The 26,616-nt window shown below is 44.4% G+C and carries 16 protein-coding genes; 3 read left to right on the top strand and 13 right to left on the bottom strand.

Annotated elements, in window-relative coordinates; genetic code table 11:
• Positions 1 to 89: 89 nt before the first annotated feature.
• The 13 genes from OCV11_RS08230 to OCV11_RS08290 all read right to left on the bottom strand — a co-directional run bounded on the left by OCV11_RS08230 (position 90) and on the right by OCV11_RS08290 (position 20,703).
• Entirely contained in the window at positions 90 to 1,841 is a 1,752-nt protein-coding gene (locus OCV11_RS08230) for a DUF3466 family protein (protein ID WP_261896178.1), read from the bottom strand.
• A 9-nt stretch (positions 1,842 to 1,850) separates the two neighbouring features.
• A complete protein-coding gene (locus OCV11_RS08235) occupies positions 1,851 to 3,767 on the bottom strand; it encodes an ABC transporter ATP-binding protein (RefSeq protein ID WP_261896179.1) in 1,917 nt (638 codons plus the stop codon).
• Positions 3,745 to 3,990, bottom strand: a complete 246-nt coding sequence (locus OCV11_RS08240) for a glutaredoxin family protein (protein WP_261896180.1) — start codon at positions 3,988 to 3,990, stop codon at positions 3,745 to 3,747. The genes OCV11_RS08235 and OCV11_RS08240 overlap by 23 nt, the downstream gene beginning before the upstream one ends.
• Positions 3,991 to 4,000: 10 nt before the next feature.
• Positions 4,001 to 6,118 carry a bifunctional 23S rRNA (guanine(2069)-N(7))-methyltransferase RlmK/23S rRNA (guanine(2445)-N(2))-methyltransferase RlmL gene (rlmKL, locus tag OCV11_RS08245; protein WP_261896181.1) on the bottom strand — a complete coding sequence of 706 codons (2,118 nt, stop codon included), beginning with the start codon at positions 6,116 to 6,118 and terminating at the stop codon, positions 4,001 to 4,003.
• 514 nt (positions 6,119 to 6,632) lie between these two features.
• On the bottom strand, positions 6,633 to 7,175 hold the full coding sequence (locus tag OCV11_RS08250) for a cell division protein ZapC (RefSeq protein ID WP_261896183.1): 543 nt from the start codon (positions 7,173 to 7,175) through the stop codon (positions 6,633 to 6,635).
• 190 nt (positions 7,176 to 7,365) lie between these two features.
• Positions 7,366 to 8,376 carry a quinone-dependent dihydroorotate dehydrogenase gene (pyrD, locus tag OCV11_RS08255; RefSeq protein ID WP_261896184.1) on the bottom strand — a complete coding sequence of 337 codons (1,011 nt, stop codon included), beginning with the start codon at positions 8,374 to 8,376 and terminating at the stop codon, positions 7,366 to 7,368.
• A 73-nt stretch (positions 8,377 to 8,449) separates the two neighbouring features.
• Positions 8,450 to 13,294 carry an NAD-glutamate dehydrogenase gene (locus tag OCV11_RS08260; RefSeq protein WP_261896185.1) on the bottom strand — a complete coding sequence of 1,615 codons (4,845 nt, stop codon included), beginning with the start codon at positions 13,292 to 13,294 and terminating at the stop codon, positions 8,450 to 8,452.
• Positions 13,295 to 13,481: 187 nt separating this feature from the next.
• Positions 13,482 to 13,700, bottom strand: a complete 219-nt coding sequence (locus tag OCV11_RS08265) for a DUF2835 domain-containing protein (RefSeq protein WP_261896256.1) — start codon at positions 13,698 to 13,700, stop codon at positions 13,482 to 13,484.
• Between the two features lie 49 nt (positions 13,701 to 13,749).
• On the bottom strand, positions 13,750 to 16,356 hold the full coding sequence (gene pepN / locus OCV11_RS08270; RefSeq protein ID WP_261896186.1) for an aminopeptidase N: 2,607 nt from the start codon (positions 16,354 to 16,356) through the stop codon (positions 13,750 to 13,752).
• 252 nt (positions 16,357 to 16,608) lie between these two features.
• On the bottom strand, positions 16,609 to 17,283 hold the full coding sequence (locus tag OCV11_RS08275) for a hypothetical protein (RefSeq protein ID WP_261896187.1): 675 nt from the start codon (positions 17,281 to 17,283) through the stop codon (positions 16,609 to 16,611).
• A gap of 195 nt (positions 17,284 to 17,478) precedes the next feature.
• Positions 17,479 to 19,482: a carboxy terminal-processing peptidase gene (gene prc, locus OCV11_RS08280; RefSeq protein WP_261896188.1), complete on the bottom strand. Its 2,004-nt coding sequence runs from the start codon at positions 19,480 to 19,482 to the stop codon at positions 17,479 to 17,481.
• 17 nt (positions 19,483 to 19,499) lie between these two features.
• Positions 19,500 to 20,129, bottom strand: a complete 630-nt coding sequence (gene proQ, locus OCV11_RS08285; RefSeq protein WP_261896190.1) for an RNA chaperone ProQ — start codon at positions 20,127 to 20,129, stop codon at positions 19,500 to 19,502.
• 100 nt (positions 20,130 to 20,229) lie between these two features.
• Positions 20,230 to 20,703 carry a GAF domain-containing protein gene (locus OCV11_RS08290; RefSeq protein WP_261896191.1) on the bottom strand — a complete coding sequence of 158 codons (474 nt, stop codon included), beginning with the start codon at positions 20,701 to 20,703 and terminating at the stop codon, positions 20,230 to 20,232.
• A gap of 91 nt (positions 20,704 to 20,794) precedes the next feature.
• Between OCV11_RS08290 and OCV11_RS08295 the strand changes: the two genes are divergently transcribed.
• The 3 genes from OCV11_RS08295 (at position 20,795) to OCV11_RS08305 (ending at position 26,533) form a co-directional block, all read left to right on the top strand.
• Positions 20,795 to 22,591, top strand: a complete 1,797-nt coding sequence (locus tag OCV11_RS08295; RefSeq protein ID WP_261896192.1) for an ABC transporter ATP-binding protein — start codon at positions 20,795 to 20,797, stop codon at positions 22,589 to 22,591.
• An 83-nt stretch (positions 22,592 to 22,674) separates the two neighbouring features.
• Positions 22,675 to 23,925, top strand: a complete 1,251-nt coding sequence (locus OCV11_RS08300; RefSeq protein ID WP_261896257.1) for a paraquat-inducible protein A — start codon at positions 22,675 to 22,677, stop codon at positions 23,923 to 23,925.
• The gene (locus tag OCV11_RS08305; protein WP_261896193.1) at positions 23,915 to 26,533 is read left to right on the top strand and encodes an MlaD family protein; all 2,619 of its coding nucleotides are present in this window, start codon (positions 23,915 to 23,917) and stop codon (positions 26,531 to 26,533) included. Before OCV11_RS08300 ends, OCV11_RS08305 begins: the two co-directional genes overlap by 11 nt.
• Positions 26,534 to 26,616 lie beyond the last annotated feature (83 nt).

Below are 26,616 nucleotides of genomic sequence, written 5' to 3' on the forward strand. Positions count from 1 at the left end.
TTTAAGAATTACCCATTCTGATGCCTTTCTCAAGGACAAAAAAAAGCACAAACTCATTTTTGTGAGTTTGTGCCCTTATTGACAAAAAACTATTTTTTACGACGGAACCCAAACAGGCCTAATGCAATCAAAGAGCCTAAACCTAGAGAGCCACCACTACGTGATACTGAGTTGTCATCGGATTCACCACGCTCAGAGATGTCTGAAGCCGTTGCTCCCGCAATTGGCAAGAGTTCCACTGCAACGATCTCTTCATCCTGATCACCACCGCCACAAGTCGCATCATAAGCCGTCGAATCATAACCACCATCGCATTTTAGTGCCGTAGCAGAAATAACACCGGCATCGTTGATACCTGATGCATCAATGATACGGTAAGCATTGTTTGCAGAAGAGTAAGTACCACCGTTAGTTAAGTTATCCAACCACCATGCTTGATTACTAAAGCGCGCACGGCGAGTAGAATCGGTACCAGTGCCACTATAAGGATAAATAAAGGCACGTTTACGACGAACTTTACCATCGCTTTCACGTACATTTTCCGCATCGACTTGACCAACAATTTCATTATAGTTGTTGATCGCTTCCGCTTTACCACCAGCGCCACTAAAGAAAATACCGCCAGAGAAGTACGTTGCTGTCGGTGACGAAGAAACATTGCTCACAACGAACATGCGATTTGCCGCAGCACCGTTTGCAGGGTGGTTACCATCACGTTTTGCTTCACCGATCGCAACTAAGTTCTTATTCATCCCAGTGAGTTTACTGTTACTGTAAATGTAATCGCCGCTGACTTCAGAAGTCGCATTAGAAACAGGAACAGTGTTCCATTTAGCAGGATCTATCCATGATGTTGTATCACCTAATGCACTGTAAGGCACTGAAAATACAGCAGCATTCATGTAGTTATTGTCATCATCAAACGTACTATAACCTACTGCATAGATCTCACCATTGGTGGTATCGACGTAAAAATCACGAATACTACCTTGTGCTAGACGGTCATCTTCTTCTTGCTTGCCACTTGGCCAACTTAAAGAAACAACACTGCTACCGTCAGCAGACCACAATGCCGGCTTAGTCGAATAGTAAGTACCATAACTTCCATTAGTATAATTGGTCGCAATACTACCAGAAATAAACGTACCGTCTGTTTTCCAAGCACGCACTTGAGCACCTGAAGGATCGCTGTACGAACTTGAGCCATACAAACCTGTGACATCGTCACGAATATAGCCGCCATTTGATCCACTCGCATAAGTTACAGAACCCGCCGCCAGCTTAATCCCCACAGCGTTACCACTACTATCTAAGCTATTGATAACCGTGTTGTAGGTGTTTGTGGTATCCGCTAGTGTTGAATTAACAAATGCGATGGCATTCGGTGTTGTGCTACCGCTTTTCTCGTCATTCCATACATCCCAGCGAACTTGAGCCCAACTCTCACAGGTAGCGTATAAAAGCTCACTGTTACAGTAGTCTTCAAAATCGTCTTGGTCTTGAATGTACCTAAAGGCGTTATCGATACCCCAGGGCACTTCTTCACGGTAGCTAATGCCATCAACAGCTTGTCCAGCATTAATTGCGACAGAGCGAGTCTCACCTGCAAAAGCAAAGTCAGAAGAAGTACAGTTCGTTGCAGAGCTATCAAAGCAGCCTTGACTTAAAGTCGCTGAGCCATCAGTTGCATCACCCGGCTGAATTGCCACACCAAAGGCGCTTTCATAACCGCTGATAGGTGGCGCCTTTTCAACCACCTGATACAGTGCCGCTGATGCATGAGTTGATGCGAGCAGCACAGCTGCCGAAACTAGTGTTCTTTTAAATGTTTTACGTCTCATATCTATTCTTTAACTATCCTGTTGCATTGCCTCTAGCTCTTCCCATCGCTCAAAAGCAATTTCAAGCTCCTGCTCTGCTGCAGCCAACTTATCTAAAATAGGTTGCGTCGTCTCTACAGGTTGTGCAAAGAAGTCAGCATCATTAACTTGTTCTTGTAAAGTGCTAATAGCGCTCTCTAATTGTTCGAGTTTTTCTGGTAACGCTTCTAATTCGCGCTGCAGTTTATAAGACAACTTCTTAGACTTCGGCTTCAAAGGTTCAGATTTGGGACTTTCCTCAACTTCTTTTACCTTCTCTTTACGTTCATCTGGTTTGCGAGATGCCTTAACCTGTGCCCGTTGCTGCTGAGCATCATGATACCCACCAACAAATTCTTCAATTTCCCCGTTACCTTCAAAAATCCAACTAGTAGTCACTGTATTGTCGACAAATTCACGGTCGTGACTTACCAACAATAAAGTGCCTTGATAATTGGCAAGCAAATCTTCCAAAAGTTCCAAAGTTTCGATATCTAAATCGTTAGTTGGTTCATCGAGCACCAATAGGTTATTCGATTTAAGGAAAATACGGGCAAGTAATAAGCGGTTTTTCTCACCACCAGAAAGAGCTTTCACTGGTGTACGAGCTCGTTTAGGAGCAAATAAGAAGTCTTGCAGGTAACTTAGCGCGTGACGAAGCTTGCCACCCACCATCACTTCTTGCTTACCATCGGCGAGGTTATCGATCACGGTTTTCTCTGGATCCAAAATCTCACGATATTGGTCGAAATAAGCCACTTCCAGTTTAGTTCCGCAATGCAAACGACCACTGTCAGGCTGTTTTTCACCAAGCATCAGCTTCAACAAGGTACTCTTACCACAACCGTTTGGACCGATTAGAGCGATACGATCACCACGCATCACATTAAATGAGAAGTTATCGATGATATTTTTACCATCAATAGAGTAATTGAGATTTTCTGCCTCAAAGACAATTTTGCCTGAACGCGCTGCGTCATCAATTTGCAGATTCACTTTACCCTGCACTTCGCGACGTTCACTACGTTCCATACGCAGTTGTTTAAGGGCACGGACACGGCCTTCGTTACGAGTACGGCGCGCTTTAATCCCTTGACGAATCCACACCTCTTCCTGAGCCAGCTTCTTATCGAACTCAGCGTTTTGCATCTCTTCAACACGCAACGCTTCTTCTTTAGCGACTAAGTAGTTTTCATAATCCCCAGGGAATGAACTCAACTTACCGCGATCAAGATCGACGATACGAGTCGCCATCGATTTAATAAACGCACGGTCGTGAGAAATGAAGATGATCGAACCACGAAAGTCTTTTAAAAAACCTTCGAGCCATTCAATCGTACTCACATCCAAGTGGTTGGTTGGTTCATCGAGGAGTAGAACATCAGGATCGCATACCAATGCGCGCGCTAAAGCGGCTTTACGTTGCCAGCCACCAGAAAGATCGGTTAAACGGGTTTGACCATTTAACTGCAGTGCAGTCAGCACATTATTAATGCGATCATCAAAGCGCCAACCACCGTTGTGATCAAGTTGCTCTTGAATAGCCGACAATTTCTTAAAGTTACTGTCTGATGGGTCTTCTGCTACTAAATCGAGTAAATCGTGATAAGCCTTAAGCTGTTTAGCCACATCATCTTGGCCACCAGCCACATAATCGTATACCGTGCCGGCTTCATCGCGTGGAGGATCTTGTTCTAGGCGTGACACCACCACATCTTGAGTCACAGCCATTTTGCCGTCGTCGAGGATAATTTCGCCAGCCAATACCTTCATTAGTGTGGATTTACCCGCACCGTTACGACCAACTAAACAAACACGTTCATTTTCTTGCAGAGCAAAGTCTGCGTTATCGAGCAATGGATGATCGCCAAAAGCAAGCAGTCCATTATTGATGGTAATCAAAGCCATTATTTTGTAACCATTGAATCAATTCGTTTAAGGTAAAAGGCCAATTCAATTGAGCATCCCGATAACTGAGTACAGGAATAGTGACCCCGTAACGTAAAGACAGTTCGTCATCGTCTGCGATGTCGACTAAGTTGACCTGTTGGCTTACGCCTGCTGTTACCAGCAGGTCGTAAGCATCATCACACAAGTGACAGCCCTGTGTGCTAAAAAGAGTGAGTTGCATTAGCAAGGCATTAGCCTTTATGAGTCACTAACCAGCAGTTATGGATCTGTTTATTACGCTCGAAATCCATAGGTAACGTCTGATTGGAAATATTTTGAGCCTGTAAACCAAGCTCAGCAAGGCCATCCAAGTCCATCTTAAAGTGACGTTTGTTATTGGAGAACACAATCGTCCCCCCTGAACGTAAAATACGTTTTAGGTGAGTAAACAGCTCAATATGATCGCGTTGTACATCGAATGTTTTTTCCATGCGTTTTGAGTTAGAAAACGTAGGCGGATCGATGAAAATCAGATCATAGTCACCACGAGCTGCTTCTAGCCATTGTAAACAGTCTGCTTGTTCAAAACGGTGTTGACGACCTACTTGACCATTGAGCTGCATGTTCTCTTTGGCCCAGTTGAGATACGTCTTAGACATATCCACTGTTGTCGTTGAACGTGCACCACCACAAGCAGCATGTACCGTTGCTGAACCAGTGTAAGCAAACAAGTTTAAGAAATCTTTGTTATCTGCCATTTGGCCAAGGCGACGACGAGTCAGTTTATGATCCAAGAACAGACCCGTATCCAAGTAATCATAAAGATTGACTTGCAGTTTCACGCCATACTCTTGAACAACCATGGTTTCTGATTGCTGTGCCAATTTTTGATATTGGGAGGTACCTTTCTGTTTCTCACGAACCTTCAGTACTACTTTGTTCGCATCCATATCCAACACTTGGATTGCAGCACGAATAATATCGGTTAAACGGCGTTTTGCTTTCTCTTCAGGAACGTCTTTAGGAGCCGCGTACTCTTGAATAACAAGGCTATCTTGATAGATATCGATCGCAACGTTGTATTCAGGTAAATCGGCATCGTAAATACGGTAACACTCTAACCCTTCACGTTTGGCCCATTTTCCGATCTTTGCTACGTTTTTCTTCAAACGGTTAGCAAAGTCCGGAGCCACTAAGCTTTGTGTTTGATTCAGCTCATTCTGTTCACGAACAGCAATCGTGTAGTTCTTTTGGTGACACGGTAACGCACCGTTATTCAATTTAAACTGTTTGTCGGCACGCATGCGCAAGCAGCTTAGTAACTCGTCAGAGCTTGAGAAGATAGAAGCTTGGCAGCCACCAAATTCGGCTTTCAACTGACCGCCAAATGCTGTGTATAGTGCGATCAAGCCTGGATGCGTACCAAGACGCTCACCATAAGGCGGGTTACACACGATAACACCATTATCAAATCCTTCTGGACGAGCCAATTTCGCGGCATCTGAAAGAGAAAAATCGATCAGCTCTTCAACCCCAGCACGACGGGCGTTATCACGTGCGGTTTGTAATACTCGAGGGTCATTATCCATACCGAAAAACTTAGCGCCAACATTCTTGACACCACGTCTTGCTTGAACATTTGCCTCAGCTTTAATCTCAGCCCATAGCTCAGGTTCAAAGTCTTCTAGCGCTTCAAAACCCCATTTTTGACGTTTCACACCAGGTGCCATATTGGCCGCCATCATTGCCGCTTCAATGACAATCGTCCCTGAACCACACATAGGGTCAAGAAGCGGTTTCGAGGCATCCCAACCACTACGCAAAATGATTGCAGCAGCGAGAGTTTCACGTAGTGGCGCTTTACCTGCTTCAGGACGATAGCCACGCATGTGCAAACCACCGCCTACCATGTCGATACCTAAAATGGCTCTTTCTTTGTTCAGACGCACGTGAATACGCAGATCAAATCGATCTTTATCGATCGAAGGACGTGGCAAGTTCTTTTTGGTGAAGCAGTCAACAATACCGTCTTTTACCTTCATTGCACCGTACTGGCTGTTACGAATTTCACGGTTAGTACCGTTAAAATCCACCACAAATTTCTTTGAGCTATGGAAGTGATTGACCCAATTCACTGCAGACGTCGCAAGATATAAGTCCATATCGTCTTGGCAGTTAAACTCACTCACGATGCGAACAAAACGTGAAGCTAACCGGCTCCATAAACAGCAACGATAAGCTTGTTCATTTGATGCAGTAAAACGCACCCCTGCTTGAACAGGTTTTGCGTCAGAAATTCCTAATTGGGTTAGTTCTTCAACTAATAGGTTCTCAAGTCCGTTTGAGGTAACCGCCAGATACTGATTCATAGTGCTCTTTGACTGGTAAAAATGGTCTGTGATTATAACTGACATTGGTAACCATTCCTAAATCTAACTGACGCTTTTTACTAAAAAACCCGCTAATTGCTTAACCAAGCATCAATTCATCTCCACCAACAAACAAATCGCCTTCCTATAAAAATAACTACCCATTTATAAGGCTCAACCGGTAAGTGAATACTTATTCACACTATCATTTGGTCTATACCAGACGTTAAAAATAGCTGTAATTAACCTACATTTTTACGCAAAGGGGGAATTTTTGGGGGCAAGATCAGCTAAAACGAGTGACAAACGTGTCACTTTTGCGCGGGGAATGACCGATTAATTTGCACAAATCTCACACAATGAATGCGGTTCTGCGGCAAAAAATCTCCTTGAGGACGTCTCATTTGCTAGACGCGATAGTAGACTGGCGGTTTAACAGACAAAAAAAATCGGCGTTAAGCCGATTGGAAAATAAAACAAAGGAACGAAATGACTTAGGGAAAAGACCTCAACCTTAACCAACCATGGCTATGGTATGAGGAATAAGTACGTGGTTTGCACAGGCCATTCTATCGTGCATCACTTTAATGACCTGACCGAATTCTAAGGATTTACTCCCGTTTAAACTAAATGGCTCTAGATCGACCAACGCCACTAGGCTAGCGTTTTCCCCTACTTCAAGCACAATGAAATGCCCGTGGTTGTAGCTGTTAGTCAAACTGACCACATCACCGATATCAGGCTCATAACCATGACCTTGATAATCAAAGAACCAACTCTTTGGCTGGACAGGCTTGTGAAAACGTTTCGCAGCCACACAGTAAAGGCCTAATTCCGCCTTACGGGGCTCACTTAAAGGCAAATAGGCTATCTGCTCTTTGTAGGTTTGGTAATCTGAAGCATCGTCAACTGAGAATGGGTGACGTTCGAAAGCACAATCAACCAATAGATTACGACTAAGGTTGGTTCTAAACACCATATCCTCGTCCAGGTCTAGCATCAGATAGCCTTCACTATCTGAGTAGTACCAAGTCCATTTGTCACTGGGTTTAAGCATTGTGCCCTCTCTATACGCTCTTCATTTTTAGAATTTAGGTAAACGCTTAATTACCTTTGCCAACGAATAGAGGTAATTTTATTAGTGAGTTAGGAAAAAAAAAGAGGAAATGAATCACTCATTTCCTCTGAAAGTCACCCTGTCACATTCATTCAACGATCGAATAATATGTAGTGTTATATGATGGGATCTACAGATTAGTTACGATATCACGTACTAAACCCGGGCCTTTATAAATAAAGCCACTATATACTTGGACTAACTTCGCCCCTGCCATTAATTTTTCTTTGGCTGAGACATAGTCATCAATGCCACCGACACCAATGATTGGAATTTGCTCACCCAATTCTTGATACAAGCATTTGATCACTTCAGTGCTACGCGCTGTTAAAGGACGACCACTCAAACCACCAGTTTCGGTCGCAAATTTCATTCCTTCAACCAAACTACGATCCAACGTAGTATTCGTCGCGATTACACCATCAATATTATTTTTAAGCAGTGACTGACAAATTTGGCGCAATTCATCATCACTTAAATCTGGAGCAATTTTCAGAGCAAGCGGAACGTACTTATCGTACTGTTTAGCCAATTCGGTTTGTTTAGCTTTCAGAGCTGCCAACAATTCATCTAATGCTTCACCGTACTGCAGCGTACGAAGTCCTGGAGTATTAGGAGAACTGATGTTAACGGCAATATAACCAGCACAGTCATACACTTTGTCCATGCAAATTAGATAGTCATCTACCCCATTTTCAATCGGTGTATCTTTATTCTTACCGATATTAATGCCGATGATGCCGTCGTATTTGGCTTTTTTCACATTCTCAACAAGAACGTCAACGCCTTTGTTGTTAAAGCCCATGCGGTTGATGATCCCTTCAGCAGGAATCAAACGGAACAAACGTGGTTTGTCATTACCTGGTTGTGGACGTGGCGTTACTGTACCTACTTCAACGAAACCAAATCCCATCGCACCAAATGCTTCAATGCACTCACCGTTCTTATCCAAACCGGCCGCTAAGCCAACAGGGTTTTTGAAGGTTAAGCCCATACATTCGACAGGACGATTAGGAAGGTGTTGACGATAGAAAAGATCAAGAGGAGTGCCGGTGAAACGTTTGAAATTTTGGATGGCAAGATCATGCGCCTTCTCTGCATCCAATTTGAAAAAGCCAGTTCTGGCTACGCGGTAGAGCATTGTGCCTCCGATAGAAAAAAGCCCCGATTAAACGGGGCGTTATTATTGACGCATTCGGCGGACAATTCAATTATTATTCCGCAACTTGACAGTTTAAGTTGAGCAACATCAACTCTCGCAATGCAACAGAGAATTTTGCAAACTCATGAACCGACCCAACTTTGAACTCATTGAGGATATTTTCCCAACGATGCAAAGAGGGTCCATTGAGTTTCAACCAGCTCTCTAAAGCGTTCATCACGTCCAACTCTTGCGGAGCACAACGACAAGACAGCACCTGCGCAGTTAATTGACGTTGCTGCCAATCGAGATCTTCACGAAATGAGGCTCGAGCTAATGCTTGCCAGTTGTTGTCCACTGCTTGACTGTTGATCTGTTTCAAGAACCAATGCAGTGATAGCCTGTCACCCAGCATGAAATAAACCTGGGCGGTTTTTTCCATAGTTTGACCTTTCTCTTTTGCCACACAAGAGATATCCAGAGCCGAATACAAGCTTGATAGTCGCGCCACATAATTTGCAGTATCACTATCAATACCCTGCTCAACCCAACGTTTGGCACTCTCATTGTGTTCTGCAACTTCTTCAGCCACCAACACTTTGTCGAGTTGCGCAGTTAACGTTTTCACATCCACTTGGAAACGATCGATCAACTCTTGCACCGATTGTTTACCCGGACGATTACGCAGCAACCAACGAGTTAAACGTCTTAATGTTCGGCGCACCGAGAACATCACATCATACTGCGCTTTAGCGGTTGCTTGGTTATCAAGCAGACGCACCTTTTTCAAAACATCGGCGAAGCTGAAGATTTCCCGCGCAGCTGCATAAGCATTGGCGATATCGACCACGTTAGCACCGGTCTCATCATGCAAACGGGTAATAAAGTTACAGCCCATTTCATTGACCATCTGATTGGCCAGCGCCGTTGCGATAATTTCAGCACGCAGTGGATGATTGGGCATGTGCGCTTTATAGTGCTCACGAAGTTCAGTTGGGAAATAGTTCACGAGTTGCTGAGCATGGTAAGCATCATTAGCGATGCCTTCGCAAGCCAACTCCTCTTTCAGGACCATTTTTCCGTAAGCAACCAATACCGCAAGTTCTGGACGAGTCAGGCCAATGCCTTGTTTTTCACGTTCTAGCAGAGTTTCATCATCAGGGATGTACTCCAAGCCACGATCCAAATGCCCCGCTTTTTCCATAGTATGGATAAAACGGATCTGCTCTTTCATCACCGAGACGCCTTGATGCTCAGTCACTGAGATCGATTCAGATTGACAGTAAGCATCATCGATAACGATAGCACCCACTTCATCTTCCATTTTTTCCAATATCTGGTTGCGCTGCTTCATAGTGAGATCACCATTGGCCACCAGCGTATTCAGGAAGATCTTAATGTTCACTTCATTATCGGAACAGTCCACACCGCCCACGTTATCTACAAAGTCGGTATTAACCCGTCCACCTTTCAGTGCGTACTCGATACGACCACGCTGAGTCATACCTAAGTTACCACCCTCACCGACAACCCGCGCATTCAAATCTCGCCCGTCAATGCGCAATCCATCGTTGGCACGATCCCCCACATCGGTATGCGTTTCTACCGATGATTTCACATAAGTACCGATCCCACCATTCCACAACAGATCCACTTCCATGCGCAAAATGGCTTTAATCAGATCATTAGGTGCCAGAGAGGTCTTTTTCACGCCCAGCATTTTCTGTACTTCGGTCGATAATGGGATCGACTTGGCTTTGCGCGAGAAAATACCACCACCTTTAGAGATCAAATCCGCTTGATAATCTTCCCAACTGGATCGTGGCAATTTAAATAGACGATCCCGCTCTTGCCAACTGGCTTCTGGGTTCGTCGGATTAGGATCAAGGAAAATATGAATATGGTTAAAGGCCGCCACTAACTTAGTGTGCTTAGATAAAAGCATCCCGTTACCGAAGACGTCGCCAGCCATGTCACCAATACCAATTGCGGTAAAATCAGTGGTCTGTGTATCAATGCCAATTTCACGGAAATGGCGTTTTACCGATTCCCAACCACCTTTTGCGGTAATCCCCATCGCTTTATGGTCGTAGCCATTTGAACCACCGGAGGCAAAGGCATCCCCTAACCAGAAATGGTACTCAGCCGATACCGAGTTTGCCAAATCAGAGAAAGTAGCCGTCCCTTTATCGGCCGCTACCACCAAATAAGGGTCGTCTTCATCATGGCGAATCACCTGCTTAGGTCCGACTACTTCACCTTCGATGATATTGTCTGTCACATCGAGTAACGCACGAATAAAGCGTTTGTAACAGCGCTGACCTTCTGCAAAGATTTCATCTCGCGTACTGAGTAGTGGCTGCTTCTTACACACAAAACCACCTTTAGCACCCACAGGTACAATAACGGTGTTTTTCACCTGTTGCGCTTTTACTAAGCCCAAGATTTCGGTACGGAAGTCTTCTTGCCGATCAGACCAACGCAGACCACCACGTGCGACTTTGCCACCGCGTAAATGAACCCCTTCCATATCAGGTGCATAGACGAAGATCTCATACACTGGCACAGGCGCTGGAATTTCCGGAATAGCGCGCGGCTTCATTTTAAGAGCTAGCCAAGGTTTAGGCCGCTTTTGTTCGTCAGTCTGATAATAGTTGGTACGTAGTGTCGCTAAGATCATGTCCATGTAGCGACGAATGATCCTATCGTCATCCAAGCTCTCAACGTTTTCGAGTTGCTCAGTCATCTTATCGATCAACTCTTGCTGACCTTTTTGCGCTCCTTTGTATTTAGGATCAAAACGGCGCACAAACAGATCAACTAGTCCCTTAGCGAGATCAGGATAATGAGTTAAGGTGTCTTCGATGTATTGTTGACTGAATGGGAAACCTACTTGGCGCATATAACGAGCATAAGCACGTAATATCGAGACTTCTCGACCAGTCAAAGAGGCACTCAACACCAAACGGTTAAAGCCATCGCTCTCTAATTCTCCAGCCCAAACCTGAGCAAAAGCTTGTTGGAAACGATCGCGAGCCTCACGTAAATCCACGTCGGTGTCGCTCTTATGAAGCATGGAGAACTCTAAGATCCAATAAGTCTGCAGATTGGTTTTCACCACTTCATATGGTGATTCACCAATCACACGCAAACCTAAGTTTTCTAGCATTGGCATCACATCAGACAGATGGATAGGCTCTGCACGGTGATAGAGTTTTAAGCGTACCGCTTTTGAGTCTTTGTTCTCTTCCTGTGGACGATAGAACAACATTCCCAAACGGTTATTTTCATCTAGTGCTTCTAGACGTTCGATGTCTGCCACAGCAGAACCCGGCATAATGTCTTCTTTGTAGGAGCGAGGGAAAGCACGCATGTACTCTTTCGACAGTGGCAGACCTTTACTCTCACCAAAGTTAGCAATGATCGCTTCAGACAAACGATCATCCCAACTGGTGGACGCTTCCATCAAGTTTTGTTCGATCTTATTGATGTTAATTTCCATATTGTTGTCATCTACCCTGACAATGTAATGGGTGCGAGCAAGCGGACTCTCTGAGAAGTAAGTCGTAAATTCTACTTCTTGTTGGCAACCAAAATAGCGTTTAAAAATACGCTGAGTTTGGCGTCTTAGCTCAGTGTTGTAGCGCTCTTTGGACACATACACCATACAGCTAAAGAAACGGCCGAACGGATCACGACGCACGAACAAACGCAGCAGATCCCTATCTTGCATCTGCACAACGCCCATTCCCACTTCCAACAACTCTTCTTCTGTTGCTTGTAGCAGTTCGTCTCTTGGGTAATTCTCTAGAATGTTATGCAAGGCTTTATGCGCGTAGGACGCTTGACGATAACCACTCGCCGCAATAATGCGCTGCACCTTTTCACAAATCAGTGGAATGCTCTCAACACTCTGGTTGTACACTGCCGAGGTATACAAGCCGCTAAAGCGATGTTCGCCAATCACTTTGCCGTTAGCATCAAACTTCTTAATGCCCACATAGTCGGTATAAGCGGGTCGATGAATCCGAGACTGTTTATTGCCTTTAGTGACAATCAGCAGGTAAGGTTTCTGCGCTTCTAAGCGAGCGGAATTTGGGAAGTGTGATAGCTTCACACCGCGAACTCGCGCAGGATCAGAAAAGAGTCCTAATCCTGCGGTTTTGGTTGGTCTGAGTTCATTTTCCCCGTCATTTTCGACCAAATCGAACTCTTTATAACCCATAAAAGTGAAGTTATGATTCCCAAGCCAGCGCAAGAACGCCACGGTTTCAGCAAAACGATCATCTTCGATCGGAATCTGCTTACGGTCTTTCTCCAGTTGATCAACGACTTGTTGTAATTGATTGACCATAGGTTGCCAATCTTTCACGACTAAAGCGGTATCAGCAAGAATCGACAGTAGCTCTCCTTGCAACTCATCCATCTCTTCTTGAGTGCTTAAACGATCCACCTCAATATGAAATAGGGAATGCAACTGCCCTTTGTTTTGATTGATACTGGCGATTGACCCCCTCTTGTTGCGAGCAATTTGGGTCGGGCCATTGAGCATAAGATGTGACGTCAAATCCAAACGACTCAACGCCATTTTTATCGAATCCACCAAAAATGGTGTATCGGGGACCACAATTTCAACTATGGTATGGGTGGATTGCCAACCTTGGCGACTGACTGTTGGGTTAAACACCCTAACAGATTGTTCTTCCGGTGATTTTTCACTGATGTGATGCCAGAGACTGACAATCGCACCATACAGATCAGACTCGTTCCGTGAGACTAAATCGTCCTGAGAGATATTACTAAATAGATGCTGAGCTAGCTGAGTCACTAAAGGCTGTTGGGCAAGCTCTATACGGTCTTGAATTAGTTGATACACCTTTTCAAGTAAAACCGGCATCAGAGTTTCACGCGCGGTCATAGGCAACTCCAAGATTACAATGACGTTTTGTTATTGGTGTGTTGTAAGCATAGCGCTTACATTGGATTATGCATGCCCATTGTAAATACTTTATTTACATTATGTTAACCACTTTAAATCATTTGTTAGAACAAATGTTTAAATTTGTGCGTTAGATAGGAATTTGTCGCTGGTGTGACTCGGGGATTTATAGAATATCTATCTGTTTAATTTTATTGTTTTGGTCAGTTATCAGCCTAAACCGCCCTCTTATCCCTAGTTGACTTAGGTATGGACGTAGACGAGCTGCGGGAAGTTGCAAACGTAGACCGTTTTCGGTGATAACAAGCACTGTCGACGCTTGGCCAGAATAGTGGCTGAGGAAAGTTTGGTAAGAGATGTTGAGAGTAAAAAAGTATTGATTCATAAATAAAAAAAGTGGCACCGAGATGCCACTTATTGTACGAAGTTATTGATTACGCTTCTAACGCTTTGGTCACTTTTTCGAACAGATCACGAGCCAAATTGTCCATCGCTTTCAACGCTTCTAGCTCTTGTTTAATCAAGGCTTGACGAGCTTCATCGTAGCGGCGGAACTTCAATAGCGGGTCGATAAGACGAGAAGCAACTTGTGGGTTACTGCTGTTCAATTCACGCAAAATTTCACCAGCAAAACGGTAACCTTCACCTGATTTTGCATGGAAGTTCACTGGGTTGTTATTGAAGAAACTACCGATCAAACTGCGAGTACGGTTCGGGTTCTTCAAGCTAAACGCTTTATGCTCCATGGTTTCTTTGATGGTTTTCAGTGCATTTCCTGCTGGGTTAGTCCCTTGCAGAATAAACCATTTATCCATCACCAAACCATCGTGAGCCCATTTATCACTATAGTCCGCCATGATCTCTGCGCGGCAAGCAAGTTGCGCATTATTTGCTGCACTCATTGCGGCCATCGTATCGGTCATGTTGTTAGCAGCTTGGTACTGCGCTTTCACTAGCTTGTTACCCTGCTCGGTAAACGCTAGGTAGCCAAGACAAGTATTGCGTAATGCTCGTTGACCAATCGCAGCATGATCAATGGTGTATTTATCTTGCTTCAATGTGTGGTAAGTCGCACTGAACTCATCTTCTAGTTCTGTAGCCAATTGAACTTTCATTGCGTGCAATACAGTGGCAATGGCATCTACATCCACACATTTATACCAACCAGACACCTCATTGTGACCCGGTAACGCAAGCATCTCTGCGACAAACGCAGGTTCAAGTTCATCACTCAATAGTACGCCACGGAAAGCATCGACTACGGTTTCAGGCAGTTCAACGGCTTCACCGTTTTGTACTTTGATCACATTGCTGCGGATATATTTTGCTAGCAGCATTTGACCTGCGTCCCAACGAGCAAACTCGTTACGCGCGTGAACCATCAAGAAGGTCAACTCGGCATCGGAGTAGTTGTATTCCAGTTTCACTGGCGCAGAAAACTCGCGCAGTAATGATGGAATAGGTTGCTCTGCTACGTTATCGAACACGAACGTTTGCTTAGCTTCTTTCACATCGAGTACGTGATGGACAGGCTTTCCGTTACGTTGTAACTCAATAACCGAACCATCAGCGGCATACAGCTCAATATCAAACGGGATATGTAGCGGTTGTTTTTCTTTCTGTTCGTGAGTCGGTTCAGTCACCTGCGCGACAGTGAGCGAGTAGGTTTTCGCTTGTGCATCGTATTGGCTTTCAACTGTAACCGTTGGCGTACCAGACTGGCTGTACCATAAACGGAATTGTTTTAGATCCACGCCTGATGCATCTTCCATTGCCGCAACAAAGTCTTCACAGGTTGCAGCAGTACCATCATGACGTTCAAAGTATAACTTCATGCCTTTTTGGAATGCCGCTTCACCTAGCAAAGTGTGCATCATGCGAATCACTTCACTGCCCTTTTCGTACACGGTTACCGTGTAGAAGTTGTTCATTTCAATCACTTTTTCAGGGCGAATTGGATGAGACATTGGGCTTGCGTCTTCAGCAAACTGAGGACCACGAATCACACGTACGTTATTAATACGGTTAACCGCGCGAGAGCCGAGATCGGAAGAGAATTCTTGATCACGGAAAACGGTTAAACCTTCTTTTAGGCTTAGTTGGAACCAATCGCGACAAGTCACACGGTTACCAGTCCAGTTATGGAAGTATTCGTGACCAATCACGGATTCAATGCCAAGGTAATCGGCATCAGTCGCAGTTTGGTCATTGGCTAGCACATATTTAGAGTTAAAGATGTTCAAGCCTTTGTTTTCCATTGCGCCCATGTTGAAGAAGTCAACGGCAACCACCATGTAGATATCAAGATCGTATTCAAGGTCGAAACGTTCTTCATCCCACTTCATGGCATTGATGATAGAGACCATCGCATGGTTTGCTCGATCCAGGTTACCTTTATCAACAAACACTTCAAGTGCAACATTGCGACCAGATTTCGTTTGGTATTGGTCACGACGCACATCAAAGTCACCTGCAACCAAGGCAAATAGATAACATGGTTTTGGATGAGGGTCTTGCCATTTCACCCAATGGCGACCGTTATCGGCTAGGCCTTCTTCGATGCGGTTACCGTTGCTAAGCAAGAATGGGTAAGCGGCTTTATCAGCAATAACAGTGGTTGTGTATTTTGCTAGAACGTCAGGACGATCTAGATAATAGGTAATGCGACGGAAACCTTCCGCTTCACACTGAGTACAGAAAGCGCCGCCAGATTTGTACAAACCTTCTAAAGCGGTATTCGCTTCAGGATTAATCAAAGTCACAATCGTCAGTTCGCACTGCGATGGCAATTCACGAATTTCCAGGCTTGATTCGTCAGCGGTATAGTTCGACCAATCAGCACCGTCCACTTTTAATGCTTCGAGTGTCAGTCCTTCACCATCTAAAACCAGAGTTGTTGAATCACCAAGCTGCTTAACGTAAGAAACAGCAGTTACAGTCGTTGCCGTATCGTGTAAGTCAAACGTCAGTTCGATATCAGTGATGGTGTGGGAAGGCTGTTTATAATCTTTTCTGTATTTGGCTTGTGGAGTTTGAGCCATTGCCGTAATCCTTTTGACATAATGAAATGTGACTAAATGCCAACAACCTAAGCGACGATACAAATTTTTGCATCATGAGCAAACGTATCAAATAACTAATGAACTTAGATTAAGTTGGTCTTACCGATCTTAGGCTTGTTAGATTGAATAACAACCCCTAGGCAGAAAAAAACGAGGCATTTGCAGCAAATACCTCGTACTGTTTGGATAGAGTTTAATCAGTTGGACGGATTTATATCTGTTGCATAGGTGCTATTTGACGCGATCAAGCACAGCAAGCATGGCGCCATTTTCCACTTCAAGGGTGAGCTTGTTATCGGTCAATTTGTAACGCGTGTCGTGCTCACCTTGCTCATAAAACAAAACCAAGTGATCTTGCTCTGTGTAATAGACACCTTGATGAACCTTCTCTTCCCCTTTCGCATCAATCGCTCTGAATAAGAAGACAAAGTCCGGCTGGAGTAACAAATCGACACGAGTGACAGCGTCACTTAAATGACTATCATCACTGGTGACATATTCACTCGACCACATTCCCGCTAACGCGTTGGGCAGTGCCTTAGTGAAGTAAAGACCATTAACATAGAGCATGTTGTGATTGCCCTTGTAATGATAAATTTGCGGATGGTCATTGCCCATATCCATCAAAATCGTATCTTCAGTGGCAGAATAAAGCCCTTCCCAATGGTCAATTTCAAAGTCCTGCTTTTGCACATCGATTGAAAATTGATAGTTGGAATGGAAACTGAGCTTAATCGCAACAAATTTGTCAGGTGCATTTTCAGGATCTGGATTTAAAAAGTACCAGTCCCCCAGCAAAAGTGGCTGATCAAACTGGGTTAGGTCTTGGGAATTGTCTTCGTGACTCCACACCCAAGGGGCAAATACCAGAATGAAAGTGGAAAAAACTCGCTTAATCCATTTCATTGTTCTCTCCTTGTTAAGCATCGACTTAACTTAAGCGTAGGAGAGATCATGTTGTGCGCCCTACAACTTCAGGGTAAAACCTATTGCACAAGTCACACCATCAAATGAAATTGGTTGAAATACTGGGGCGAATGCCAAAATTTGGGTAGAAAAAAAGCGGGCAACGCCCGCTTTGACAATTTTTCTAGAACCCGATTATTTCTGATCGTTCACCATGTCGACAGTGATATCCACTGCTTCATCAAGGTACGCATCAGGTGCTTGATAATCTTTTGGCACATCTTGCAACGTTTTGAAAGTTGGCTTACCTGCCGCTTTCTCGCGTTCATTAATGCGCGTTAAACGCAATTGATCAGCTTCTTCAGTCTGTTGCTTACGTACATTTTCATTCAAAGACAAGGTATTATCGTCTTTCTCTGCTTTGTACTTGGCAATATCCTGAGCGATGAAACCAAACTCCATATCTTTTGCAATACGTTGTTTGTGCTGCGCAGTCAGTTCAACAATCAGTTTTGATTCGTCCTGCACAGGTTGGTAGTTCGCTTTATCAATGCTATCCCATGGCAGTGCGTTATCTTCAACACTTTCCCCAGTATCTTTAGGATCGATTGGGGTTGGGAACGGGATGTCAGGCACGACACCTTTATTTTGCGTACTACCCCCATTGATGCGATAAAACTTCTGGATAGTGTATTGAACATAACCTAGTGGTTGGTCAAACAGATCGTAAATATGGTTAAGCGAACGATGCTGTTGCACAGTACCTTTACCATAGGAGTTTTCTCCGACGATAACGGCACGTCCATAATCTTGCATTGCTGCAGCAAAGATTTCTGACGCGGAAGCACTATAACGGTTGATAAGCACCGTCATTGGTCCGGTGTAACTCTCTTTACCGTCCGTGTCACTGTTGACATTGACACGACCATAACTGTCGCGCACTTGTACAACTGGGCCACTGGTAATAAATAGACCGCTTAATGCTGTCGCTTCTGTCAGTGCACCGCCCCCGTTATCACGAAGGTCAACAACAATACCATCAACGTGCTTGGCTTTCAGATCGGTAATTAACTTATCGGTATCAGCAGCAAGGCCAACATAGAAGCTTGGTACTTCTAGTACACCAATCTGCTTACCGTCTTGTTTCATGATCTTAGATTTAACCGCACGGTCTTCAAGACGAATCTTGTCGCGAACAATTGTGACAACGTGACTTTTAGCATCTTTTCCATCAGGGATGACTTGCAGTTTTACCTTAGTCCCTTTCGGTCCTTTGATAAGCTGCACTACATCATCTAAACGCCAGCCAACCACATCGACGATTTTTTCACCATCTTGACCGACGCCGATAATTTTATCGCCTTCAGCCAGTTGTTTACCCTTCTCTGCCGGTCCACCTTTTACCAGTGAACGGACGACCGTGTAGTCGTCAGTATCTTGCAATACCGCACCTATCCCTTCGAGAGATAAGTTCATCTCTGTCTGGAATTGTTCAGCACTACGCGGAGAAAGATAGCTAGTATGAGGATCAATAGAGCGCGCGAAGGCATTCATGTACATTTGAAATACATCTTCGCTGTGGGTTTGAGTTAGACGTTTAATGGCATTGTCGTAACGCTTTGCCAACGTCTTTTTGATTTCTGGCCACTCTTTACCTGATAACTTCAGGTTAAGCGCGTCATATTTCACTCGCTTACGCCATAAATCATCAAGCTCTGCCACGTTTTGCGGCCAAGCTTCTTTAGAACGGTCTAACTCGATTGACTCATCGGTGTCGAACTTAATTTCATGATCAAGTAGAGATAACGCGTATTGATAACGTTCAAAGCGTTTTTTCTCAGACAAGTTATACAAATCAAACGCGATTTGGTTATCACCTGCCTTAAGTTGATCATCCAGTTCTGTGGACCAAGTTTTAAATGAATCAATATCCGCTTGGGTAAAAATGTTGTGGTTGTAATCCAACATATTTATATAGCGGTCAAAGATCTTCTTAGAAAACTCGTCGTCGAGATTGAAATGTTTGTAATGAGAACGGGTGAATCGAGAAGTCACTCGCTTGCTTGCAATTTCATGTTGAGCTTGAGGTGCAAGAACAGGCAGGTCTGATTCATGAATGGTGGCTTCGACAGCCTCAGCTGAAAAGGCTGCTAGCCAAACGCTAGCAGCAATCAGAGTCAATTTTGAACGGCATTTCATGCGTAGGAATGTCTCCTTTATGCGCGTAGATGCTCCACTTTCACAACCATTTGTAGGCCGTTGCCAAGCTGAACACGCACATCTTCCTTATTGATTTCAACGATGGTCGCAGCCATGTTGCCTTTGCCCATGTTGACATTCACTTGTTTACCGATGATCACTTCATCAGCATTCAAAGAACGAGTTTCCACTGGCTTTTCTGCTTTTGGTGCTGTTTTTACTTGTGGACGACGAGGCTGTTGTGGCTTTTTCGCTTTTGGCGATTTTGCTTTTGCTTCTTCACGAGCTTTTTTGTTCTGCTCTTTACGACGTGCATCAACACGAGCTTTGCTTTCTGCAAGTGCTGCTTGAGCATGATCAACATGTTCTTGCTCTAGTGCACCACACTCGTTTCCATCTAAGTCCACACGTACAGCACCAGGTTTAACACCGTGCAGATAGCGCCATGAAGAAGTGTACTGTCTTAACGCAGCACGCAGCTGAGTTTTGCTCACTTTCGGGTCGTCACTTAGGCGATCAGCAAGGTCTTGAAAAATACCAATTTTCAAAGGTTTTGCTTCACCATCTAAAGTAAAGCATTTAGGGAAACATTCAGCAATATATGCAATCACTTCTTTGCTGTTTTTTAACTTTTCAGTGTTTTCCATGAGGATTCCTGGTTTGTGCGGCTAAGTCCGCTAAACATTTTGACAAATATGTCCGGTATTATAGTGACCTGTCTAGGAAAAACCACAGGTAAACACCAATTTATGCGTTGTTAGCGTGTGAATTAAGCAGCTTTTCCACCTCAGTCATCAAATTGGTCAATCCTTGTTGATCAATTTCACTAAATCGGCCAATAGATGGGCTATCAATATCAAGCACACCTGCTACTTTGCCATTGATAGAAAAAGGAATAACCAATTCAGAGTTACTTGCAGCATCACAAGCAATGTGACCTTCAAATTCGTGTACATCGTAAATACGTTGCACGCTATTAGTAGCGACAGCCGTACCACACACGCCTTTACCAACCGGAATACGAACACAAGCGGGTAAACCTTGGAATGGGCCTAAAACCAATTCATCTTTATCCATTAAATAAAAACCGACCCAATTGAGGTCTTCAAGTTCCATATTTAATAGTGCGCTGACGTTCGCTAGGTTAGCAATGAGGTTAGGCTCTGACTCGACAAGAGAGACAGCTTGTTTGGTTAAACGTTGGTATTGTTCGATATTCATAAAAACTTCCGATTGAAAAAAACAAAGACTTCACTAAAAGGAGTTCGTACAATGTTGCCCTACTTATTATAAGGATGCACTCACTACTCTAATGACGTACTCCAGTGACACTATTAACGGTTCTTGGCTCATAACACAAGCGAAAAGACATAGGTCAAAGCTGATTTTAGCCAATATCATCGCCCTGCTTGCTACCGCAGTCAGCGTTCCTGTTCCCCTCTTAATGCCACTGATGGTCGATGAGGTTCTCATGCATAAGCCTGGTAAAGGCTTAGAGATCATGAATCAGGTTCTACCGAGTGCTTGGCAAACCGCCATTGGATATATCTTCTTTACGCTGTTCCTTGTTGTGCTCATGAGAACCATAGGCCAGCTACTTAATATCTTGCAAAACCGGCAATTTACGTTGGTGTCAAAAACCATCACGTATCAAATGCGCTGCAAGATGATCGATAAATTGGGACGAATTAGCATAAAACAATATGAGACTCGTGGGAGTGGTGGAATAAACGCCCATTTAGTCACAGATATTGAAACGATTGACCAATTTATCGGCACTACCCTAAGTAAATTTCTTATCGGCATTCTCACGGTAACAGGAACCGCTGCAGTTCTTCTCTGGCTTGACTGGCGCTTAGGGCTGTTTATTTTGCTGGTCAATCCCATCGTGCTCTACTTCTCGAAAAAACTGGGAAGTAATGTAAAGTCGTTGAAGAAGCGCGAAAACCAAGCCTTTGAATCTTTTCAAAATAAATTGGTAGAAACCTTGGATGGCATCTATCAACTGCGTGCAGCCAATCGCGAACGTGAATTTCTCCAACGGCTTAAAGAGCAAGCCAATGAAGTTCGTGCCAACGCTGACAAATACGCTTGGCAGTCAGAAGCCGCTGGTCGCCTCTCTTTTCTGCTGTTCTTAATGGGCTTTGAACTGTTTCGTGCCATGGCGATGCTGATGGTGCTATTTAGTGATATGACGATTGGGCAAATTTTTGCCGTATTTAGCTATCTTTGGTTTATGCTCGGCCCTGTTCAAGAACTACTGGGAATTCAGTTTTCTTGGTATGGAGCCAAAGCCGCGTTGAAGCGCATTAATGATCTCTTGGAACTCGAAGAGGAACATCGCCCAGTCTCCAAAGTGAATCCTTTCACCAACGAGCGTCATGTTGAGGTTCAAGTGGAGGATGTGTGCTTCTCTTATAACGGTGAAAATGCAGTGCTCGATCACCTTAGCCTAACGATTCCTGCAGGGAAAAAAGTCGCTCTTGTCGGAGCCAGTGGCGGTGGTAAATCGACGTTGATTCAACTTCTTATCGGCGTTTATCGGCAGAATTCTGGCACCATACGCTATAACGGTGAAGCTACTGACGATATCTCATTTTCTATCATTCGCGATAAAATTGCCGTGGTGTTACAGCAGCCGGTGTTGTTTAACGATTCACTGCGCAATAACCTCACTTTGGGTAATGACTATACTGAAGAGGCGTTATGGAATGCCCTTAATGTGGCTCAAATGAATGATGTGATTAAACAACTAACTAATGGACTAGACACCCAAATTGGTCGTAATGGCATTCGTCTTTCTGGCGGACAGCGTCAACGCCTGGCTATCGCGAGAATGGTGCTCTGTGACCCGCAATTTGTGATCCTCGATGAAGCGACGTCCGCTCTCGACACAGCTACAGAAGCAGCGTTACATCATGCATTAAGTGTGTTCCTTCAGGGCCGCACGACTCTGATTGTTGCGCATCGATTATCTGCGGTAAAACAGGCGGATCTTATCTATGTCTTAGAAGATGGTCGCGTCACTCAATCCGGTACGCATGGCGAACTGGTCAATCAAGAAGGCTTATACCAAACTCTTTATGGTACTGTACAATCCCCACAATAACTTAACGTCGGGGCGAAGCATGACACTAAGTAGTGACGTTGTAACACGAATGGATAAAAGAATTGCACGATAAAGATACACCTATATTTCAATCCTTTACCCCTCTAAATGACAAGGTTCGCTTATGTCAGGGGTGCGATTTGCCAATCCGCGTCCAACAAGAGTTACCTTACGGTAAAAATGCCTATTGCCCGCGCTGTGGTACCCAGCTAAGCCGGGGCGGAAGCCCATCGTTATCAGGTAACTTAGCTCTGGCGATCACCTGTTTACTGCTGTTTATTCCTGCGTTTATCTTCCCGTTTATTTCTATTCATTTACTTGGCGTCACTTTCAGCGCGACGGTTCCAGAGGGCGCATGGAATTTAATGAGCCATGGTTTTCCTTTGCTCTCACTGTTAGTGCTGTTTTGCAGTGTTATTGCCCCTATTGTTCTTTGTGCAGCTTTGGTGGTTTGCCATCTAGCATTACATAAACACTGGTTTACCGGCATGAAGCTTGGAACAACGATAATTTATCGTTTAAAACCGTGGGCAATGATTGATGTTTTTCTTGTCAGCGTGGCCGTCGCTTGCTTTAAATTAAAAGACTATTCCGACATTATTGTGGGTCCAGCTCTTTATGCATTGATAGTGCTGCAACTGCTCTCGGTGCTGTTGATCAGTCGAGTCAGTTTGCGTCGTTACTGGGAAGCGTGGCGACCAGAGCACACCTTTGAACATCAAAGCAAAGAACGTCACTGTATTTACTGCCATCTTTCGCAACCGGTTGGCACTCATTGCCAACGTTGCCATCAACCGCTGCATCATCGTAAGCCGCGCTCACTTGAACGCACACTGGCGTACCTTTTAGCTGCCAGTTTGGCGATATTTCCAGCAAACCTCATCCCAATCTCAATTTTGATCACCAATGGACAACGCTTGGAAGATACTATCTACTCCGGTGTGATTTCCTTGTTTAACAGTCAGATGCCTGGGATTGCGATTATTATTTTTGTTGCCAGTATTCTCGTGCCAATGGCAAAGATATTGGGCTTAGGTTATCTATTGGTATGCGCCCATTGGCGCAAAGAACGTTTTCAGCGCCAACGAATGAAAATCTATTTTGTGGTCAAGGTGATTGGCAAATGGTCAATGTTAGATCTGTTTGTCATCTCCATCATGTTGACCTTGGTCGACAGAGGCCAAATTCTCGATTTTGTGCCCGGCATTGGTGCCATCGCTTTTGGTTTAGTGGTGTTTCTCACTTTACTCGCCACTGAAAGTTTAGATTCAAGATTACTTTGGGATAATCACCCCAATTCTCCTACTTCTGGCAGGTCTATTAATGAACGATAATCCCTCTTACTCACCTGACATCAAACGCAGTCGTGGTATTTCTCCCCTGTGGATTCTACCCATTATCACCATGCTGCTGGCTGGCTGGTTGGTGTTTAAAGCCGTCAATGATGCAGGCGAACGTATTCAAATTCACTTTTCTAATGGTCAAGGTTTAGTCGCCGGACGTACGACAATCCGCTACCAAGGCCTCGAAGTGGGTATGATTCGAGACATAAAACTTTCTTCCGATTTAGAAAGTATTTACGTTGATGCTGAAATCTATCCAGAAGCCACCAAGCTTTTGTCCCCTGAAACGCAATTTTGGCTTGTTAAGCCGCAAGCGAGCTTGTCAGGCATTTCAGGATTGGATGCTTTAGTTTCAGGTAACTACATTGCCGTTCAGCCGGGCAATTTGGACAGTAACGATCATCCAAAGGAGTATCACGCTCTCGATAATGCTCCCACTAATCAAGTGTCCCATAACGGTTTGTTATTAAGCCTAAAAGCAAAAGATTTGGGCGGATTATCGGTAGGTTCTCAAATCATTTATCGCAAAATCCCCATTGGTGAAGTGCTTAGTTATCAACTCAATAAAGACAATCAATCGGTGTTGATTCAGGTATCCATCAAAGATGAGTACCAACAAATCATTACCAAACAGAGCCGTTTTTGGAATGTCAGTGGCGTCTCAGCTGATGTGGGATTTGATGGCATGGATGTTCGCCTAGAAAATATGAGTGCTCTCATTGGCGGTGCTATTGCAGTGGATTCACCCGACGGCGGAGAACCGGTTGAACAAAATGCCCAATTTATATTATACAAAGATGTGAAGACTGCTGGTCGTGGTATCCCTATCACTATCCAACTGCCAGATAATAGCCAAATTAACCCTAAGGGTTCGCCAATCGTTTATCGCGGCATCGAAATTGGCCAAGTAACCGATATCTCTTTTAGTAAAGATCGAAAGCAGCTCATCGCTGCAGCCTCGATTGAACCGGCATTTAGTGACATGCTTAATAGTGGCACTCATTTTGTGGTTGAAGAGCCAGAGTTGTCGCTAAATGGTATGCGTAACGTATCAAACTTGGTTAAAGGTAACTTTCTCTCTATCAAACCAGGCACTGGGGAGAGAAGTCGCCAATTCACTGCCCAACGGGCGCAGCTGACACCGGATGCAAAATCCATCAGCCTCACTTTAGAAGCGAGTGATTCCTACGGTTTAGAAGCCGGAAGTAAAGTGCTTTATCGTGGCATTCCTGTGGGTATGGTCTCTGCGGTGAGCTTGCAAGACGACCACGTGCTGTTTAATGTGAATATCGAAGAGCAATATCGCGCTTTGATTCGTCACCACAACCGTTTTTACATCACCGGAACAGCAAAGGCTGCTTTGGATGAAAATGGCGTAAATCTTACTGTCCCACCAATGAAGTGGTTATTGGCTGGCTCGATCAGTTTTATCAGCGAAGGCAAAGAAGGTAACGAGGCGCACTATCCTCTTTATCCTAATCAGTCGTTAGCGGAACTAGCACAATTTCATGAACAAGGTTCGCAAACCATCACGCTAACCTCACCAGCATTGCCTTCGGTGCAAATGGGAAGTCCACTGCTCTATCGCAATTTAAAAGTGGGCAGCATTACAAAATACGCTTTATCAACCGATGGCGTGACCATTGAAGCGAAAATTGACAATCAATATCAATATCTTATTACTCCGGACACGGTATTTTGGAACCATTCTGGCGTAAAGATTGATGCCTCATTGGCAGGTGTTTCCGTTCAAGCCGCTCCACTACAAAGTTTAATCAAAGGTGGGATCGCTTTTGATTCGATCAAAGGTGTAGAAAATAAAGTGGGTGAAAAATGGAAACTCTATGATAGCTACGAACAAGCCAGTCAGCATGGCAGTGCTATCACCTTAACCAGCTCATCCAATCCGGGAGTAAAAGTGGGCACTCCTTTGGAATACCAAGGCGTGAAAGTGGGTGAAATCAAACGAATCACGCCTAATTTTAAACAAAACAGTGTCGCCTTTATTGCGGAACTGAACCCTCAATACTCAAGCCACATTGCTAAACAGGGCTCGGTATTCTGGCTGCAAAAAGCGCAAGTCAATCTCAACGGCATTGATAATATCGACAAGCTCTTGCAGGCAAGCATTGCGGTAAAACCAGGTAAAGGCGAAGCGCTCACCCAATTCACTTTGCAAGATAAAGCAATGCAACCTAACGGTGTTCAGTTTGTACTGCAAAGTCGCTCTCGCGGTTCTGTTACCCTGGGGACTCCTGTGCTTTATCGCGATATTGAAGTTGGCCACGTCACCGATGTGCGTTTAGGGGATTTATCCGATCGCGTGATTTCAACCATTGAAGTTAAACCAGAATACGCGTATCTAATCCGCAGTAATACTGTGTTTTGGAACGCATCAGGCGTTGATGTCTCGATTGGTTTAAGCGGAGCCAATATCAAATCAGGCACTATGGATAGCTTGCTGCGTGGCGGCATCAGTTTTGCCACTCCACCAGATCTGCCACTAAAACCCATCGCCACAGCAGAGAGCAGCTTTTTACTGCATCGTTCCGTCGAAAGCGATTGGCTCACTTGGCAAACACCGATCCCTAAGCCATAAAGCATTAACTTCTGCTTTAATTAGGTTATTTCTCACAAAACCACCGCTTGCGGTGGTTTTATTTTGCTTGGTTAGATCTGCCA

The sequence above is a fragment of the Vibrio porteresiae DSM 19223 genome (assembly GCF_024347055.1).
GTDB classification, from domain to species: Bacteria; Pseudomonadota; Gammaproteobacteria; order Enterobacterales; family Vibrionaceae; genus Vibrio; species Vibrio porteresiae.